This window comes from Lysinibacillus parviboronicapiens, assembly GCF_003049605.2.
Classification (GTDB): Bacteria; Bacillota; Bacilli; order Bacillales_A; family Planococcaceae; genus Lysinibacillus; species Lysinibacillus parviboronicapiens.
On sequence record NZ_CP073713.1, the window covers coordinates 2,993,098 to 3,012,327 of the forward strand.

Annotated in this window: 18 protein-coding genes, 3 pseudogenes and 1 riboswitch; of the genes and pseudogenes, 2 read left to right on the top strand and 19 right to left on the bottom strand. The window is 37.3% G+C overall.

Going from position 1 to position 19,230, the window contains the following annotated elements; all coding sequences use genetic code 11:
- Window positions 1–187: 187 nt before the first annotated feature.
- From C9J31_RS14405 to C9J31_RS14450, 10 genes are all read right to left on the bottom strand, one after another.
- A complete protein-coding gene (locus C9J31_RS14405; protein WP_107949409.1) occupies window positions 188–745 on the bottom strand; it encodes a SpoIIIAH-like family protein in 558 nt (185 codons plus the stop codon).
- Window positions 746–1,081, bottom strand: a complete 336-nt coding sequence (locus tag C9J31_RS14410; RefSeq protein WP_235616223.1) for a hypothetical protein — start codon at window positions 1,079–1,081, stop codon at window positions 746–748.
- Between the two features lie 291 nt (window positions 1,082–1,372).
- Window positions 1,373–2,284 (bottom strand): stage III sporulation protein AE, encoded by a 912-nt coding sequence (locus C9J31_RS14415; RefSeq protein ID WP_107923870.1) that lies wholly within the window; start codon window positions 2,282–2,284, stop codon window positions 1,373–1,375.
- A gap of 12 nt (window positions 2,285–2,296) precedes the next feature.
- Window positions 2,297–2,674, bottom strand: a complete 378-nt coding sequence (locus tag C9J31_RS14420) for a hypothetical protein (RefSeq protein WP_107923869.1) — start codon at window positions 2,672–2,674, stop codon at window positions 2,297–2,299.
- Between the two features lie 5 nt (window positions 2,675–2,679).
- Complete coding sequence (locus tag C9J31_RS14425) at window positions 2,680–2,889, bottom strand: hypothetical protein (RefSeq protein WP_012295089.1); 210 nt, start codon at window positions 2,887–2,889, stop codon at window positions 2,680–2,682.
- Between the two features lie 283 nt (window positions 2,890–3,172).
- Window positions 3,173–4,174 (bottom strand): NAD(P)H-dependent flavin oxidoreductase, encoded by a 1,002-nt coding sequence (locus C9J31_RS14430; RefSeq protein WP_107949407.1) that lies wholly within the window; start codon window positions 4,172–4,174, stop codon window positions 3,173–3,175.
- Between the two features lie 200 nt (window positions 4,175–4,374).
- Entirely contained in the window at window positions 4,375–4,932 is a 558-nt protein-coding gene (efp, locus tag C9J31_RS14435; protein ID WP_107924640.1) for an elongation factor P, read from the bottom strand.
- Window positions 4,933–4,949: 17 nt separating this feature from the next.
- The gene (locus C9J31_RS14440; RefSeq protein ID WP_107949405.1) at window positions 4,950–6,011 is read right to left on the bottom strand and encodes a M24 family metallopeptidase; all 1,062 of its coding nucleotides are present in this window, start codon (window positions 6,009–6,011) and stop codon (window positions 4,950–4,952) included.
- 1 nt (window position 6,012) lies between these two features.
- A complete protein-coding gene (gene aroQ / locus C9J31_RS14445) occupies window positions 6,013–6,447 on the bottom strand; it encodes a type II 3-dehydroquinate dehydratase (protein WP_107924639.1) in 435 nt (144 codons plus the stop codon).
- A gap of 62 nt (window positions 6,448–6,509) precedes the next feature.
- Complete coding sequence (locus tag C9J31_RS14450; protein WP_107924638.1) at window positions 6,510–6,935, bottom strand: hypothetical protein; 426 nt, start codon at window positions 6,933–6,935, stop codon at window positions 6,510–6,512.
- Window positions 6,936–7,219: 284 nt separating this feature from the next.
- Here C9J31_RS14450 and C9J31_RS14455 point away from each other — a divergent pair, with 284 nt between their 5' ends.
- Complete coding sequence (locus C9J31_RS14455; protein WP_193767063.1) at window positions 7,220–8,191, top strand: DUF1385 domain-containing protein; 972 nt, start codon at window positions 7,220–7,222, stop codon at window positions 8,189–8,191.
- A gap of 57 nt (window positions 8,192–8,248) precedes the next feature.
- Here the strand turns inward: C9J31_RS14455 and C9J31_RS14460 are convergent, their stop codons facing one another.
- The 9 genes and pseudogenes from C9J31_RS14460 to C9J31_RS14500 form a co-directional block, all read right to left on the bottom strand.
- Complete coding sequence (locus C9J31_RS14460) at window positions 8,249–9,157, bottom strand: NAD(P)H-dependent flavin oxidoreductase (protein ID WP_107949401.1); 909 nt, start codon at window positions 9,155–9,157, stop codon at window positions 8,249–8,251.
- Between the two features lie 186 nt (window positions 9,158–9,343).
- Window positions 9,344–10,674 (bottom strand): IS3 family transposase gene (locus tag C9J31_RS14465; protein WP_211634920.1). Its coding sequence is split into 2 segments (ribosomal slippage): window positions 9,344–10,296 and window positions 10,296–10,674, totalling 1,332 coding nucleotides; the frame shifts between segments, so codons are not numbered across the junction.
- A gap of 184 nt (window positions 10,675–10,858) precedes the next feature.
- Window positions 10,859–11,344: a VOC family protein gene (locus tag C9J31_RS14470; protein WP_107951118.1), complete on the bottom strand. Its 486-nt coding sequence runs from the start codon at window positions 11,342–11,344 to the stop codon at window positions 10,859–10,861.
- Between the two features lie 440 nt (window positions 11,345–11,784).
- Window positions 11,785–11,874 (bottom strand): annotated as a pseudogene (locus tag C9J31_RS14475) (DUF2785 domain-containing protein); the annotation flags it as partial.
- A 505-nt stretch (window positions 11,875–12,379) separates the two neighbouring features.
- Window positions 12,380–12,721, bottom strand: a complete 342-nt coding sequence (locus C9J31_RS23735; RefSeq protein ID WP_107951119.1) for a histidine kinase — start codon at window positions 12,719–12,721, stop codon at window positions 12,380–12,382.
- 113 nt (window positions 12,722–12,834) lie between these two features.
- Window positions 12,835–13,314: pseudogene (locus C9J31_RS14485) on the bottom strand (hypothetical protein); the annotation flags it as partial.
- A 79-nt stretch (window positions 13,315–13,393) separates the two neighbouring features.
- Window positions 13,394–13,749 (bottom strand): annotated as a pseudogene (locus tag C9J31_RS24140) (PDDEXK family nuclease); the annotation flags it as partial.
- A gap of 85 nt (window positions 13,750–13,834) precedes the next feature.
- Window positions 13,835–16,405 (bottom strand): vitamin B12-dependent ribonucleotide reductase, encoded by a 2,571-nt coding sequence (locus tag C9J31_RS14495; protein ID WP_107951121.1) that lies wholly within the window; start codon window positions 16,403–16,405, stop codon window positions 13,835–13,837.
- Window positions 16,406–16,606: 201 nt separating this feature from the next.
- Window positions 16,607–17,437: a lipoate--protein ligase family protein gene (locus C9J31_RS14500; RefSeq protein ID WP_193767153.1), complete on the bottom strand. Its 831-nt coding sequence runs from the start codon at window positions 17,435–17,437 to the stop codon at window positions 16,607–16,609.
- Window positions 17,438–17,841: 404 nt separating this feature from the next.
- Between C9J31_RS14500 and C9J31_RS14505 the strand changes: the two genes are divergently transcribed.
- On the top strand, window positions 17,842–18,228 hold the full coding sequence (locus C9J31_RS14505) for a rhodanese-like domain-containing protein (protein ID WP_107924628.1): 387 nt from the start codon (window positions 17,842–17,844) through the stop codon (window positions 18,226–18,228).
- A gap of 815 nt (window positions 18,229–19,043) precedes the next feature.
- A riboswitch (glycine riboswitch) is annotated at window positions 19,044–19,120 on the top strand.
- Window positions 19,121–19,230 lie beyond the last annotated feature (110 nt).

Genomic DNA, 19,230 nt, shown 5'->3' on the forward strand with positions numbered 1-19,230 from the left:
TATGAAATAATATCTACTACACCCACTATTCTATATTTATTTCGAACAATTTGAAATAGTTTAATGAAAATTAAGTAAATATAAACATAATAAAAGGCTTTCTTTTACTAAACGAAAGCCTTTTCATTATCCTGATATATAACAACGACTACATAATAAACAGAATATTCCTTTTTTTCACTAAGTTTTAATAGTTGTTCGCACTAAACTTAACTTGCACGTCATTTGCGCCTTCCCATTCACTTCTTACCAAATAGATTATCTCATTTGCTTGTGATTTAGATAGCTCTTCCGCCATGACAGTGACAGATACTTTTTCACCTTCCGCTCGTACAAAGGCATCCGAATATCCTAAAGATTTAACAAGCATTTCTAACATCGCTTCCGCTGATTCCTGTTTAATAAGTCCATCAATTTCATTGAATGCCTTATTTTTTTCTTCAGCTGTGGCTTCTTCAGATGCAATTTTTTGCGTTAGCTGCTGTCGTAATTGGCTTCTCTCATCACTTACTTGCATACGCATTTCTTCAAACATATGACTTGGCGAAGATACTTCTGTCGTCACACCTTGCTTTGAAGCCTCTTGATCTGTTACACCTGTTATCGCTGTTTGCTGTAATGTATCATCTGAGAAAATAGTTAAACCATTAAATTGTTTTGCTGGATCAACTAAATAGTATACTGAAATTACTGCTACTAGACTTAATAATGTCATAAACCAAACAGTTCTTCTACGCACGCGCATTCATTTTTCCCCCTTATTTTCCATTGGAACGATAATAATTCGATGAATAGGCAATTGCATCACTTGACTGACGACAGCACGAATTTCATTTTTAACAAAAATATCCGATGCTCCCTCTGAAACAATGAGCATTCCTGTTACATCCTTCACGCCTTTGTCAGTCCCCCTAAAATATTGGCTAAATAAATTATTTTCATCCGTCTCATTCGTCATCTCTCCATAATAAAAATAAACTTTTACCTCCCCAACACCTTGCATAGCTCGCAGTGTCTGTTCTAGCTTTTCCTCATTTGAAGACGGTGTTACTCGCTCATTTGTTGAACTTGTTTGAAACATTGGCAACACGATGAAAAGTCCCACGGAGGCGGCAATAAGCATTAAGACCAAAAATGACTTTGTTTTTTTTCCTGTCTTTTCCACATCACTTGTACATTGCCTCCCTTCATCTTCTCTTTTTCAAGTGTATGTACGCTTGTTTCCTCCTATGAGTTGATAAATGGAATCTTTAATAGCAATTGCAAAAATACTAACGTAATGACGAGTTTTGTTAGTGAAATTATCTGCTTATCATCCGTTAGAAACACGAAAAGCTGACAAATAAAGAGCAACGCCAATAAAAGAATCAATTTATCTCCCCCCTGCCATAACCTGCACAAAAACGATAAGGAAAAAACAAGAAAACATAAATGAAAAAGCAATTAGAAATGATACTGCACATAGAGTAAATAGAGATTTACTAACATGATCTAGTAATCTACAAATATCATCAAAGGCAATTGGTTCTAAAATAGCAGCTAACATCTTTAATGAATAGGCACTGACAACAAGCTGTACAGTTGGAATAAACGAAATTGTGATAACCGCTATAAAAGCACTAATACTACTAATAGAAGAAGAAAATTGTGTCATATGCTGAAACATGGAAAAACTATCAACTATAAAAGACCCGACAACTGGAATATTTTCTTCAATAAGTTTTTTCACAGGTTCTGAAACAGCTTTGTTGACGCTAAATGCTGCAACACCACTTGCCGACATTAAAATGATGTAACATATGACAGATGCTGATACGATACTCATAATTGTGAATCGAATGAGATCTGCAATTCTCGTAAAGGATATTTCTTTTACAATTACGCTACAAACATCAAAGACAATGGCAAAAAGCACGCCAGGGATAAGCCATTTACTACTAATTATTGTTAAGACTTGTACAAAAAAAAGTAAAAAAGGCTGCCAAGAAGCAATCGCTGTAATACTACTAGACAAAAGAAAACTTGATGTTAGAATCGGATAGAATGCCGTAAATATATGCGAAAGTCCCTGTGCAATTTGATCGATTAATTTAAATGAGTTGACCACCACAGGTCCAATTGTCGCTAATACAATGAGAAAAAATAGAATCCTTGTCCCTTTTTCAAATTCAGGTAACACCATATTGACAATCAGAATGATAATGACGTAGCCACACAATATAAGTGTCATTTTGAGCAAGAGAAAAAAAGGATCTATCAAAAACGAAAGTAGTTGCTCCTGCAATGTATTCGCTCCTTAGCTTATCCTTTGTAAAATGGCCGACACCTCCTGTAAAACAGCCAGAAATTCTTTGAACCAGTACAACAAGATAACAATTTTCACCGCGTCAAAAACCAACCCACCGAGTACCTTATAGCTATGTTCAACCAGCAACAGAGACACCCATTGCCCTACATAAAAAAGGCTAGCGCTCATGACAATAGCTTTTGCATAAGGCAAAAAAGCTAACATTTCGAGGAGCTGCTTCACGAGTGGCAAGAGGAGTGTCGAAAACAATAAACTGAACAGTAAAAACGAAAACATTACACTAATGAGCGCATGGAGTGGTTTTATAACTTCTTTTATAAGCAATAATAAAAGCAGCATGACAACAGCGACAAGGACAATTTCCATCTACATTACCCAGAAGAGGTTAACCATTGAAAGAAGGTTAAAATTTCATTGAAAAATAACCTTAAAAATCGCAGTAATTCTGCTGTCATATATAAGTAGGCAATAAAAAATAAGAAAAACGAAAACTCTTTCTTCCCTGTTTGATCAAAGAAAACATGAAGAAGCGCAACTACTAGTCCCACTCCAGCGACTCTTAATACGTCTTGTAATTCCATTCATACGCCCCCTCGTGTACAGCAATATATGACGCTAGCAAAAAAAAAAGACCTCCATACAAACGTATAGTGGTCTTGATCATAAAATATTTAAGTTTTTGCGTAATTACCTACGATTTAAATTGTGCTAGTACAATTCTACAGCCTTCAACATAAGAGAATTACAGTAAACAAGATGTAGCTTACCGCAACAGGACCTAGCAACTTAAGCCAAAGGGCTGAAAATGTGTCTTTGGTGTACACTAGCTATTAATCGTCTCACATGATTTTTACATACAAGAAACTATATAAACTTTGCAATAATATCTTTCACAGAGCCAGCTTGCACTAAATAACTATTTTCCCCCATCCACATTGATAGGTATTGGGCGTTTCCTTGCTCTGCACTTTCCTTACGAATAGTAGTCGTTAAATAATGTTGCAGTGGATAAGGCGCTACCACTGCATCCTTCATTCGTTCCGTAAAATCATTGGCTAAACCACGTGCCGGTTTACCAGTAAAAGCACGAGTAATGGTCGTCTGCTGTGCTTTTGATTGCAGTACGGCATTTTTGTATTGTGACGATATTTCGCATTCATGTGCCACTAAAAGAGCCGTGCCAATTTGTACAGCCTGTGCACCATTTGCTAACGCCGTCTGTACATCATCCTTGGAGACAATTCCTCCTGCCACAATAATCGGAATGGTAATTTTACCTCCAACTTGTTGTAGTAGGTCATTACGAGCGATTAACTGCATAGGCTCAGTAAAAGAGCCGCGATGACCACCAGCTTCACCACCTTGCAACACTACAGCATCCATGCCCGCTTCCTCTACACACTGCGCTTCATTTAATGTGGTAGCCGTACCTATGACATAAACGTTATGCTCCTTTAGGCGACGGATGACATCCGCTGATGGAATACCGAATGTAAATGAGCAGACGGCTACATTTTCATCCAAAACAGCTTGTATTTGTCCTTCAAAAACTTCCGAAGATACTACACTTTGGACAGGTGAAAGACCAAGCTCGTCATAAAACGGCTGTAGAGCCATACGTGCATTTTGCAATACATCGACATCAATACGTGGCTCCTCCTGCACAAATAAATTAATCCCAAATGGCTTTTGTGTAAGTTTTTTCACTTCTTGAATAAAGCGTTTTGTTTGCTCCCCATCTAAATAACCCGCTCCTATTGAACCTAAAACTCCAGCTTCCGCACAAGCTGCAACAAATTTTGGCGATGTAACCCCAGCCATGGGTGCTTGAATAATTGGATATTGCATCTCGAATTTATGTAACATAGCATTCACTCCTTACTTTTATTGTAAACACTTTTTTTACTTAAGACCATCTATCTGATGATAGAAACAAATGCCTAAAGATAAAAAAAGGTAATTGTCCGTCTATCTATTCTCATAATTTCCAATAAATAAGTCATAAATGTATAAAAAAAAAGTAAAAACCTACTCTTTTGGTAAAGAGTAGGCCTACTAAACATTGATTACGCGCGAGAAACGTAAGATGAATCAGTTGTATTGATAATTAAAACATCACCTTGGTTGACGAAGAATGGTACTTGAACAATAAGACCAGTTTGAAGTGTTGCAGGTTTTGTACCGCCTGAAGCTGTATCTCCTTTAATACCTGGTTCTGTTTCAGTAACTTCTAGTTCAACAGTATTTGGTAACTCTACACCTAGCATTTCACCTTGATAAGATTGGATGTGTACTTCCATGTTCTCTTTAAGGAACTTTAACTCATACTCAATTGCAGATGATGCTAATTCTGTTTGGTCATAAGACTCCATATCCATGAAGACATGCTCGTCACCTTGTGCATATAAATACTGCATTTTACGATTATCAATTTGTGCTTTTTCAACTTTCTCACCAGCGCGGAAAGTTTTTTCTTGGACGTTACCATTACGTAAGTTACGTAATTTTGAACGTACGAATGCAGCACCTTTACCTGGTTTTACGTGTTGGAAATCCATTACACGGTATAGTTGGCCATCCACAATAATTGTTAGACCTGTTCGGAAATCGTTTACTGAAATCATTTATTTTCCTCCATTGTTTATAAAATGATGAGTTCTTTTGACGAATGTGTTAGGAGTTCATTACCTGTCTCTGTGATTAGAATATCATCCTCGATACGTACACCACCGATTCCTGGTAAATACACGCCTGGTTCAATCGTTACGGCCATACCTGGCTCTAGTACCGTATCTGAACGCATCGATAAGCCAGGGCCTTCATGTACTTCAAGACCAATACCATGTCCTAATGAATGACCAAAAGCCTTGCCATAGCCTTTTTCTGTTAAGTAGTCACGTGCAATTGCATCTGCTTGAATTCCTGTTAATCCAGGACCCACTTTTTCAAGTGCTAATAGCTGTGAAGCAAGCACGGTATTGTACATGTCTACTAATTTTGCAGATGGTTCGCCAACAGCCACTGTACGTGTAATGTCAGAGATATAGCCATTGTAAAGGGCACCATAATCCAGTGTGACAAAGTCGCCATTTTCAATAACTTTATCTGTTGCAACACCGTGAGGTAATGCTGAGCGAAGACCAGACGCGACAATCGTATCAAATGAAGACTGTGTTGCCCCTTGTTTACGCATGAAAAATTCTAATTCATTCGAAACCTCAAGCTCTGTTTTACCTGGCTTGATGAAGTCTATAATATGTGTAAATGCGTGATCAGCAATTTCACACGCAACCTTAATAATATTAATCTCTTGTTCCGTCTTAATCAAGCGAATTTTTTCAATTAGTCCAGAAACCGGTACTAAATCAGCTTGAATCACATTTTTGTATAGCTCATATGTGCCATAGCTGACAGCATCTTTCTCAAAGCCCAATAATTTGATGCCCATTGCTTTTACTTGTGTCGCAATTTCCTCGAGGATTGTCGCTTCATGCTTGACGATACGATAGTCCTTGATTTGAGCAGTTGCTTGTTCTGTGTAACGAAAATCTGTAATAAACACAGCATCGTTTTGTGACACAATCGCTACACCCGCTGTTCCAGTAAAGTCTGTCATATAACGGCGGTTGTACTCGTTCGTAATTAAAATACCGTCGATGTTTTGTTCCTGTAATGCCTTACGAAGCTTTTGTAATTTCAACATTTTAGTTCTCCCCTTCGATGAATGTGCGTAATGCTAGCTCATAGCCTTTTGTACCTAGTCCACAAATCTGGCCAATGCAAGCTGGTGCAAGATAAGAATGATGGCGGAAAGCCTCGCGTTTATGGATATTTGAAATATGTACCTCTATAACTGGCACTGAAATTCCTGCAATTGCATCATGTAATGCAATGCTCGTATGTGTATAAGCACCAGGATTAAAGATAATACCATCATATTTTTCGTCCTCTGCTTCATGCACCCAATCAACTAGCACTCCTTCGTGATTGGATTGTCGAAACTCAACTGTTGCTCCTAGTGATGCCGCAAGTTGTTGAACATTATTTTTTACATCATCTAACGTTTCATGTCCGTAAATATGTGGTTCTCGTTTACCAAGCCGATTTAGGTTAGGCCCATTTAAACATAATAACTTCACGCAATATTCGCCTCTTTCTATGTACTTGCACTTTATTTTATCATACCCGTTGCATACGGCAACTAATTTCCTTTTTGTGCAGTATGCTCTTTCTGGTGGAAATTTGCTGTTTCAAGTAAGAATCGCAATAAACAAATAACTACTACCATAAAGGGAATTGATAATTTTTTAAAAGAAGCGGGCTGTAAAGGTAAATCTAGGACAATCCATTCTAATGTGATCGTAAAAATAAGACCCAATAAAAAAGATGTCAGAACCGCCGGTATAATATGGACATAACGCAAAGTAATAAACAAAAAGAAGCCGAATAAGAACAGGATGAAAGTTAGAAAACTCCATTGAAACAATTTAGAACTATCTTCAAAGAGCTCCCACTTCTTATAAAAACCTATCGGATTCCAATCAATTAAATGAAAGAAGTGAAGCCCTCTCAAGCATAATGCTAGAACAAATGCACTTACAATTGATGTTATACTCGCTACTTTCAAGCATACCCCTCCTAAATTTAAATGTTTTACACTATTACCCAAGCGTTATAGGCTATGGAGTCGAGCGCCCGAGCACAAAATCTTTGCACCTGAGCGTTTCTCGCGTTGACCCGAGCTTTCCTCCGTTGCTCCTGAGCGCTTCTCGCGTTGACCCGAGCGTTTCGTAAGCTACTACATGAACGTTGCATTCAAGCATTCAAATAAATCAAAATTATACGTTTAGTGTAGCCATATAGAAAATTTACTATGCGTTCCTCTAGAGGTTTTTCACTAAATTTAGTACAATGGTACAGTTGAAATATATAAAGAGAGTGGTGTTAGCCTTGAGCAATTCACCTGTATACGGGGGACAAGCACAATTAGAAGGTGTGATGTTCGGAGGAAAGGAACATACGATTACAGCCATTCGCCGTAACGATGATTCCATTGATTATTATCATTTCAAAAAAGTTCAAAAACCAATTCTACAAAAACTAAAAAAAATTCCTTTTGTACGAGGTGTTGTTGCACTTATTGAATCCGCTGGTTTAGGTTCACGCCATATGCAGTTTTCAGGAGATCGCTACGATGTGACACCTGGCGAGGAAGAGGAAAAAGTAGAGGAAGGCTCTAAGCTGCAAATGATTTTAGGGGTTGCTGTAGTTGGGATACTATCCTTTTTATTTGGCAAATTTGCCTTTACATTAATCCCAGTATTTATTGCAGACTTTTTCTCCAATTGGATAGAAGGCAAAACAGGCCAAATCTTATTGGAAAGTGGTATTAAGCTTATACTACTCCTTACTTATTTGTACTTTATTTCATTAACACCCATCATAAAACGAGTCTTTCAATATCACGGTGCGGAACATAAAGTTATCAATTGCTATGAAGCTGGTATGGAAGTAACAGTTGCAAATGTACAAGCACAATCTCGTTTACATTATCGTTGCGGTAGTAGTTTCATGCTATTTACTGTGTTCGTCGGCATGTTTTTATATTTCTTCGTACCAACTGATCCACTTTGGTTACGTATTGTAGACCGCATTTTATTAATTCCTGTTGTACTCGGCGTATCATTTGAAGTACTACAAGCAACAAATGCCTGCCGTAACTTACCTGTGTTACGCTTCCTTGGTTATCCAGGTTTATGGCTGCAATTATTAACAACAAGAGAACCAAAAGACGACCAAGTAGAAGTTGCCATCGCTTCATTTAATATGCTTCGTCAGGTCGAACAACAGCCAGAAATCGCGGCAACCTTAAATCACGACTAAAAAGCAGGAGAAATCATTCATACATGATTTCTCTTGCTTTTCTACTTTAAGTTCCACTTATTGAGGCTGCACAGCAATGATTTGTTGCTTCGCCGCCTCATACTCCTCTTGCAATGTCCCGCATATTTCTCGAACTGACTCTCGCTGTTGGATATTTGTAACGCCATGACCCGCTGACCAGATATCTCGCCAAGCCTTGGCATTTACAAGATGGCTTAAATCAATATCTTCTCTCGGCTTTAACGTAGATGGATCAATCCCTTCCTTTAATAGCGAAGGAATTAAGACATTCACATGCACGCCACTAAAGGCATCCGTATATAAAATGTCATCTGTCTTACTGTCAATCACCATCTTTTTATAATCTTCTGGTGCATCGCCCTCATCACAAGCTAAAAAACGTGTCCCCATATAAGCGTAATCGGCGCCAATAATTTGTGCAGCCAACACGTCTGCACCGCTTGACATAGAGCCCGATAAAATAATTGTACCCTTAAAAAACTTTTTCACAGCAGATACAAAGCCAAATGGATTTAGTTGACCACCATGTCCTCCTGCACCTGCACAAACAAGTATTAGACCATCCACGCCAGTGGCCGCTGATTTCTCAGCATGCTTGACATTCGCTACATCGGCATAGACTTTTCCACCATAGCCATGCACAATTTCAATGACACGCTTCGGATGACCCAGTGATGTAATAACAATCGGTGGTTGATGTCTTTCAATTAACTGCAAATCCTCTTCAAAGCGCGCATTCGCTACAGGATGGCAAATGAAATTGACCGCCCACGGCTCTGTTGGTAGCGCCTCTTTAATGTTCTGTAACCATTCAGCACAAACTGTTGCTGGTCTAGCATTCAATAATGGAAACGAACCGATAGCCCCTGCCTTACTTGCTTCAATCACCATCGCTGGGTTAGATACTAAAAACATGGGTGCCACTATAATTGGTAAACTCGACATACACCTTCCCCCTTTCATTAAGTATTCTATAGCAATCCTAATAAGTCCTACTTAAATATTAATTTCATCTTTACGCGCTCATTTTTCGCTTAAATTCTAAAATAATCAAAGAAAAGAAACCATTTGGAAAAAAAAGTGAACTGAACCCTATAAAGTAGACAGTTTAATAAAAGACCATTCTCTACATTAAACAGCGATTAGATGACTTCGGTATGCTGCCGGAGTCATTTTTTTTAATGTCCATTGCTTTCTTGTATTGTTGTAGTGCTCCATATAATTATCTACCATATATTCTAATTCTGCTAAGCTTTCAGCTTCTTTATAGTCTATTTCATCTTTAAAATGCCCAAAGAATGATTCCATTGGCGAATTATCTAGGCAGTTTCCTCGGCGAGACATTGACTGAAGTAATCCCATTTCTTTGACGCATTTTTGAAATGCTGGGTGTGTATAATGAAAACCTTGATCTGAATGAATCATCGCTTCTGGATGTAAATTGTCATTGATATGCTCTTCTAATTTCTTTAGCGTACGATAAACAAACTCCATGCGTAAACTTGTCGATACGTCATATGCAACGATTTCTCGTGTTGCAACATCCTTTATACACGATAAATACGCTGTTTGTCCGCCACGGTATTGTAAATACGTAATATCTGTTAAAAACACTTTGCCTGGCTCTGTTTGATGAAAATCACGATTTAGATGATTAGGTACTTGACGATGGATTTCTGTAGCTTTGGCAAGATTTCGATAAGGGTTTGCACGTCTTACTTTCGAATATAGATTGAATTTACGCATTAATCGTAGAATTTTTTTATGATTCATCGGGACTTCAAGTAGTTCTTCTAGTGCCATGTAAAGTCCTCGATAACCCACTTTTCCTTTTGACGCATCATAAATCTTTTTTAATAGGACGTAGTCCTGAAAATCTGCTTCTTCACGTATCGCTTGTTTCTCACTATTTTGGAGCCATTTATAATAACCACTGGGGCTTACATTTGCCAAATAACATAAATAACGTGTCATATTTTTCAACTGATACAGTCGAATGGTATCATTAATTGCTTGATACTTTTCCCTTGGCATTAAAATTGCCGTTTCTTTGCCTGCCTTTCCATCTCGTCTAGCTTTTTTAACAGTGTTAATTCAGCTTCAAGTAAACGAATACGTACCTCTGCTTTTTCTAATTTCTTTTCAGCCGATAGGTTTTCTTTCTTTGGTCGACCAGAACCTCCTTTTCCGCGTCTTTCCTCCGAAAATGCTTGTTCTCCATGAGTTTTAAAAGATGCTCTCCATCGTTTAATCGATGATCTTGCTTTTTCCACACCAATCACTTCTAAATCAAATCCGTTTTCTTTAAAGATTTGTACTGGTCCCTTTCCAGCTAGATTTTCTTTGACCGCAAAAATTTTAAATTCCGGTGTATATTGAATAGAACGATCTGATACAGATGCTACAAATCGATTTGCTTCTATTTGTCGTATTTGATATACGTTAAAAATGATTTTACTCATGCTAATTTCTCCCGTTCTTAATTTCGTATAGTTCAGTATAACGGGTTTTTTAGTGAAATGAACAAAAAAACCCGAATAGGGTCACTTTTTAAAGTGTCCACTATTCGGGGTTCAGTTCAAAGATTAATCAAGTGGTTTCTTTTCTTATCAACGAATTTGCTGTTTTTATAAAAGATTGTCTATTTTATTTGATTTCCTCAGCCAGCTCCAAAATAATTCCTTCAGGCCCGCGAATGTAGCATAATTTATAAACGTTTTCGTAGTTATATATATCACCAATAAGTCCAGCGCCCTTCTTTGTCAATTTGGTAACAAGAGCTTCAATATCTTCAACAGCAAAGGCAATATGCTGGATACCCTGAGTATTTGTTACAGAACGCTGTATGCCATTTTCATCTAATGGTGAGTGAAATTTTACTAATTCTATATTTGCGTCACCGTCTGGCGTTCGCAACATTACTAGTTCTATATTTGCTTCACCATTTGACTTTTGCAACTCGGCAACTTCCTTATCGTTTGGAAGTCCTATTATCCGCTCCATCCGCTCCACCCACTCGCCTTCCACTTTTCCTTCACCTAGCATTTCAAGGCCAAAGTCAAGAAAAAACGCTTTAACGGCAGGAAGATCATTGACGATTATACCCACATGATCTATTCGATGAATTTTCATATCGCATACCACCTTTTTCCTAATATTATTACATATATCTCCTAAAGATTTCTTCTCGATTGCCTCATAGCTATTCCCTTTTTCATAAAGATTGATAAGATTAATCAAACACGCTCTTACTATAATTTTTGAATCATTCTTTTATAAAAAAGTATAATCTATGATATTTCCCTTATTTAAGCGCCCTTTAATGGAGGACCATGCCAGAGGTTGGGTAATCATTAATGTTCAATTTTTGTAAGTTTGAAATACTTGTCTCTCCTTTTGTGCGTTGTGGGTGGTACTTCCATTTTAGCAAAGGATGGTTTCTTTTTGGTTTTCTTGACATAAAAAGGGGCAACCCCTCAGCCAATTTTCCATGGCTTTTGGGACTGCCCTAATCCTTAACTGATAGAAAACCTGTTCAATTTTGCCTCAGTATCAAGCATGACAGTATTAAGCTAATTCCCTCGGCTATCTTGTCCCCTTCTGAAATAGAGACTGCGTAAAAAATTCTTGCTGTTGACGCGAGCAATCACCTGACTGCGACTCAACCTTGTGTATCCACTGTTCAATCTCAGATGTTTTTTCTTTTCGACATAAAAACACCCCTTTAGATAATTATATCAAGGGGTAAAACGGTGCAATTTATGGTAAATCTATATATAGCGTAGGCTTAAAATAAAGTTTGATCAAAAACACCTCTTAAACCCACATCTTACGTTAAATTAATAGAACCCGTTTTGAAAAAAGATTGATCAAAACGGATTCTTCCTCTGTGAAGTATTGTTTAATTTTTATAAAAAAGTTTGATCATTTTCTGTGATCTAATCTTCAACAAATTCCTATCCCTTTTCCTCTCTTAAAATGCAGGTATCGATTTAGCAGCCTTCTAAAATTTTGAAAAAGATGATTTATGAAATTGATTCAGTTAATTTTAAACATAATAAAAAAGCACTCTCTCAAGAATGCTTTATAAGTCAGGATATATTGTTGTATTGTAAAAATTTATATCTTCCTCAAAATATTGCTGATACCTGTTGAAATAAACTTTCTTTAATCAGCTTGATTTTTACGATGAACCTCAGTAAGATCTTTTATATAAATTAATGAATAGTCATCTCTAATATCCACTTCAAAAAAGTAATTTTTTTTAGTTACTATATCTTTAACTTCTATTGCAAACAACCCCATTCCTCTTAGGTAATTGCTTTCTTCAGATTTTAAATCTTCTCTACCAATACCATAGTTAGTTTCAATATAGTTTTCCACATAGTTGTATACGATAGCGTTTCGAGATTTAGAATTAAAATAATTGTAATTAACAAAAATAACTACTATACAAAATAATAGATTAAAGATAATTATTTTTTTTTCATTTTCCTCTCCTTCCGCCATATCAAGTATCAAGACTATATTTATTAATAATTACAATTTTTCAAACTATAAAAATTCAATTTTAGTGTCTTTACCTACCAATTTAACAATAAAGAAAATTTATAATAATACAATTAATTATTAATTGAAAAACTCACCATCGATATAATTGCAGAGTTAACGTTATAGTTTATATCACGTATCGTACTATTAGGAGCTAACGTTTGAACTCTTAACATTGTACCTGTGGAAGCGTAGATATATCCAAGTCCAGGTGTCCAGTGATAATCATATGCATAATCTGCATTAGGTTCAAAAAGAGTAAAGTATTTATCAAATTTTACTGCAAGCGGTCTATTATTATCTATTTCAGTCTTATATGAGAAAAAATTATTAAAACTACTTGATGAAGCTGAATATCCTCTTGCAATCGCTTCATTTTCTAGACCTGAACGCACACCATTTACACTCATACCATAGGAAGTGCCACCACGATTAGCATACATGCTATTAATAAATGCCCCTTTAGTTGAATAACCACTGTTAAAAACTTGTAATTTTGATTTACTTTTTGAATCATGCCAGTATTGTAGAATAACTGCTATAGTAGTTGGACCACACGCAGAATTTCGGTAACTTGATTTAACATCTGTATCATATTGAGAAAATGTAGGAGATGATAATAATTTCGAATACTGTTAATAAAAAATCCGTTGTCATCACATCTGGCTCAATTGTTTTTGGGTCTGTAGGATGTTTAAGACCTAATTCATCTGCAATAACAATTGTTTCTTCCAACGGTAATAATGGGTATTGTTCTCGAATATCAACAACAAAAAAATCAGAATATTCTGTTAAATAAAAGTAGTCTCGTTCCAAATCTGATAGAAATTCATGCTGTCGGTTTTAATTTCTCTAAGACGGGTGGATCTTCCTAATGAGGAAACGTCCTGAATGTTTAGCCATGACTTATAGTCTACTCCAATACCCGAACCTCGACCTTCCTTAATCCACTTTTCAACTTTAGATGTTCTCGTTCTTTTTGACATAAAAACACCCCTTTAGATCATTATATCTAAAGGGGTAAAACGGTGCAATTTATGGTAAATCTATATATAGACCTTTTTCATAATTTTATAAACCACATTTAAGCTGTGCACCACAGTTTGTACATGTGTTACAGCCACCCATTTCTTCGACTGTTCCTTTACGACATACTGGGCATGTATTTCCAACGTCAGAGCCAATAACTGTCGTTGACGCTAGCGCTTGAATCGTATCGACTAATACGACTGGACGCTTTGTGTGTTCTTCTACTAATTCTTCTTCAAATGATAGTTGATCCATATCATTTTCTTCGGCTTTCAGCGTAAGTACTTGTGAGTCACGGCTACCATCTACATAAACCGTACCACCTTTAGCGCCACCTTTATATAGACGTTCATATACTTTTTCTACCTGTTGTACGGTATAGCCTCTTGGAGCATTTACCGTTTTCGAAATCGATGAATCAATCCATTTTTGAATGATACATTGTACATCCGCATGAGCCTCTGGTTTTAATTCCATCGATGATACGAACCATGAAGGTAACTCGTCAGCACTTACTTCTGGATGACTATCTAAGTATTCCTGTACGATTTCTGCTTTAACCTCGATGAATTTACCTAAGCGACCTGAACGGTAATATGTGAATGAGAAGTAAGGTTCAAGACCTGTTGCTACTCCTACCATCGTTCCAGTAGAACCTGTAGGCGCTACAGTCAGTAAATGCGAGTTTCGAATACCTGTTGCTAAAATTTGCTCTCTGATATGCGCTGGCATTTTTTGCATGAAGCCTGTTTCAGTGAAGGCTTTACGTAAACGTGCAGTTTCTTCCGCTGTCGCACCTACTAAGAATGGGAAGCTACCACGTTCTTTTGCTAGTTCTGTTGAAGCCTCATAAGCAGTTTCTGCAATTGTTTTAAAGATTTCATCAACAAGTGCATTTCCTCCCTCTGAGCCATATTCTTTTTCACAATAGATGAGTAAATCTGCTAAGCCCATTACCCCTAAACCAACGCGTCTCTCACCTAATGCTTGTACGCGGTTTTCCTCTAGGAAATAAGGTGTTGCGTCGATGACATTATCCTGCATACGTACACCTACGCGTACCGTTTCACGCAATGCTTCATAATCAATTGTTTGGTCCTCTTTATTGGCAAACTGCGCTAAATTCACAGCTGCTAAATTACATACCGAATAAGGGGCAAGTGGTTGTTCCCCACATGGGTTTGTTGCAACAACGCTTTGTCCATACGCCTTGGCATTTGTCATGTCGTTTGCATTATCAATAAAGAAGATACCTGGTTCTGCAGAGTAAGTTGCACATACATTGATTAAATTCCAAAGCTCTTTCGCTTTAATCGTACGGTATGTGCGTACTTTGTAGCCCAACTTCTCCCATTCTCGCACGTCGCCAACCTTATGCCATTCTGTATTGTAGACAGCCATTTCTTCTTTTGTATATTCTTCAACAGCTGGGAAACGTAGCTCAAAATCAGCGTCCTTTTCAACAGCTTCCATAAATTCTTTTGTCAATGTTACGGAGATATTCGCGCCAGTTAAAAACTCTGAGTTATGGACTGTAAACGTACCACCGTCGCGTAGTTTATTTTCTGCATCACGGATAATCGCAGCATCAAATCCACCTAAGCCTTCGATATTTTTGTAATTAACAATACCTTGATACATTGCTTCATCTTGCTGTGATAAAGGCTTAAAGTTTAACTTTTCTTTAGCTAGACGGATAATCGACTTGTCCGTCGTGTTTTCAATTAAGTATCGTAGAATACGTGGATTTTGCATTTTGGAAATGATAAATTCCACAATATCAGGGTGCCAATCTGCTAACATAATCATTTGAGCACCACGACGTGATCCCCCTTGTTCCACAAGGTGAGTCAGTTTGGCAATATCATCTAACCATGAAACCGAACCAGATGATTTTCCGTTCACACCACGTGCTAACGTATTACGTGGACGAAGTGTCGAACCGTTTGTCCCTACACCACCACCACGGCTCATAATTTCCATTACTTGCTTACGGTGATCACTGATTCCTTCACGTGAATCCGCAACAAACGGCATTACGTAACAATTGAAGAATGTTACATCTGTTTCAGAACCTGCTCCATAAATCACACGTCCAGCTGGGATAAATTTCAATGATACAAGTTGCTCATAAAATCTTTCAAACCATTCCTGGCGTTTTTCAGTTGTTTTTTCAACTGAGGCAAGCCCTGTTGCATTACGCTTGGCAATTTGCTCATAAAAAATTTCAAGAGGCTTTTCTAACACGTCAATTGAACGCGTAATCACACCCGTTCCTTGCTCTTTTGGATCATCTAAAGCGCTACGGTAGTCTTCTTCAATCAAAATATCTGCTGTTTTTGTAGACAAATCGATCTTTTGAATAGTCCCTAAACCACGTGCAGGGAATTTTGGATCTGCTTTTACTGTTAAGACAACGAAATCACCAGCTTTAAGTGTTTTCTTCTCCGTATCCTTAAATGAATAGCGATCGATCATTACAAGTCTAGAAACACCTTTATGCGTAATGTGCATATCAGGGGTTACGGGGTGAACCTGTGGAAATTGTTCAATATCTTTGTTTAACTGTTCAATTTGTTTGTTTACTTCGGGTTGATGATTTGTGAGTACCATCGTTTTGCCTCCCTTATGTTCTGCTTACAATAATAAATACACAATATCATGTGTCGTTAAACACTACATATTGTGTATGTTTCTTAACAAAAGATACTATATATAGTTTTTTAATTCAACTCTTGCAATTTTGACTAGAATCAGTACTGCTTGTCATCACAAGGTTTAAACGATAAAAAAATATTTTTCTTATACCATTTTTTACTTTTTGAAGTTCCAATCATCATGTGCATATTTTTTTTCTTCAAGTGCTCGTACATATTCTAATTGCTCCTCAGAAAGTGTAAATGGTTTTAATTCAATTTGCAACGATTTTGCAAAACCATCTCGAAAAGCTGTCACACATTGTTCAATGGAAACAGGTTCGTTCACAAGGCTATTAATGGCAACAGCCTTCTCTGGCAGCTTTTTACGCATGCGTTCTTTCGCCTCGTCACTAGAAAAGTTAAACACTGACAGTAGTTTCTCTTCATCGAGATCCAGTAAAATCGCACCATGCTGTAAAATGACACCTTTTTGACGCGTTTGTGCACTACCCGCTATTTTTTTCCCTTCTACGACAAGCTCATACCAACTTGGTGCATCAAAACATACTGCACTTTTTGGTTGCTTCAAGTCAGCCTTTTTTTCTTCTGTGTCAGGCACACTAAAATATGCATCCATCCCTAAATTATGAAAGCCCTGTAAAATCCCCTCGCTCAGAACACGATAGGCCTCTGTTACCGATTCCGGCATATTTGGATAGCTTTCTGTGACAATGACGCTATATGTCAACTCATGTTCGTGTAAAACTGCTCTTCCACCAGTTGGACGTCGCACAAAACCTAGCCCTTGTTGACGCACAGCATCTAAATTTATATCTCTTCTCGCTTGCTGAAAATAACCTATCGAGAGTGTTGCGGGCTCCCACTCATAAAAACGAATCACTGGAGGAATTAAACCTTCACTATGCCAATCGAGCAATGCCTCATCTAGCGCCATATTAAACGAAGGACTACATTTCCCTGAATTTAGAAAATACCAAGTTGTCATACAATCATCTCCTACAAATATCAATTACGCCTCTGCATAAGTAAGTCCAATTTTTGAATTTTTTAGGTCTAAACATAGGCTGACCCGATGTCGATCACTTAATAAAACTGCTTAAACTACAGGATGTGCCGTTTTTCCAATACCATCAATTAGTAGTTGTCGCATCGATGTGACGAATCCTTTCAAAATTTGTGACCTCCACCAGAGGCTTTATCATACAGCATTATTGCCAGCAATCACATTACCTATATGTAAGCGACTGTCGTGGTTGATGCTACGTTTAGCATCTGCCGACAAAGAAATATCATTTTTAGCCACAATCTAGTTAATTTTATCAAACTCATTGGACTATCGCTACCGCATCTTTTATAATAATAAAGAAGATAGAAAGGGGTAAGAAAATCTTGGACATACTTATCACAATTGGTGTAATTTTAGTAGTTCTAATTGCATATATCGGTATCAATGCAATGCGCCTAAAAAAAGCCGTAACCAACTTAACACAAGAACAATTTATTGAAGGCTATCGCAAAGCACAGCTAATTGATGTGCGTGAGCAAAAAGAATTCGAGGCAGGTCATATTCTTGGTGCACGAAGCGTTCCTTCTACAGCACTACGTCAACGTTACAAAGAAATCCGACCAGATTTACCAGTATATTTATACTGTCAAAACACAGGTCGTAGTGCACGTGCTGCACTATTCCTAAAAAAACGTGGCTACAACCAAATTTACCAGCTTGAAGGCGGCTTCCGTAATTGGACTGGTAAAATTAAAACAAAAAAACAATAAGATTTGCGCCTTTGCACACTTTTTAAATTGGCGGTTCTCATTGCTCAAATAACTGTTCGCTCGGCGGCTATGTAGGTAAAACGCGCCATAACTGATAGCTGAACGGACTTATGTGTGCTGGATGCAGCGCGAATGCTTATATTTTTGATAAAGAGCTAGCAACTTTTTTATTGCTAGCTTTTTTCTAATATTCTGAGTTTCTACTATATAATAGTAGTTGTCTAACGACTAACCATTTAGTTCTCTTTCACCAAGCCCTTGAGCATGCATAGGACAAAAAGAGTAAAATCATGAGGCCATTACATTTCATTCGGAGCGAACATTTCTTGTTGCCAATAAAAGCTTTAGGCTCCCCGCTATTAGCCTGTATGACTTAGTAGCTACACAACTTGTCATACCCGTCGTTCTTTATATAGCTGTGCTACATTATGATTGGCTACATGACTATCTTCTGAAATTGTTTTTTTAAGTAATAATAACTTCACCTTGTCACAATTCTCGTTTTGCTAATAACCTCACCGCTTCTTCCATTCGTTTTTATCCTGTCATTCCACTTGGAAAATTATAACCCGCTCCCCCGTAAAGCATGCAATCGGACATGTCTAGTAGCAAAATATAGCTTTTTTAGTATGTCTAAAAATACTACATTGTGTAAATAAATTAACAAGCAGCACGCTATTTTTCTTTTTTCTGAAAATAGCTAATTTTTTATACTTGAATAATAGTGAAAGCACTGATAGGATGGATAATATCTTAAAATATTGTATTGTCTTTACGACGATACGTGCTATGAATGCTATGGATAAAACTATAGCAGGAGCATTTCTGGAGAGAGCGCAATATGCGTCGCCGAAGGGTTCACTATCTCAGGCAAAAGGACAGAGGAGTAATACAAACTTTCACCATGAAAGCTATACCACACGAATGGAGCTTAATTTTTTTAAATTAAACACCCTCAAATGGTATTTGTTATTCTGACGTTTACGAGACTAGTGTCGCTAC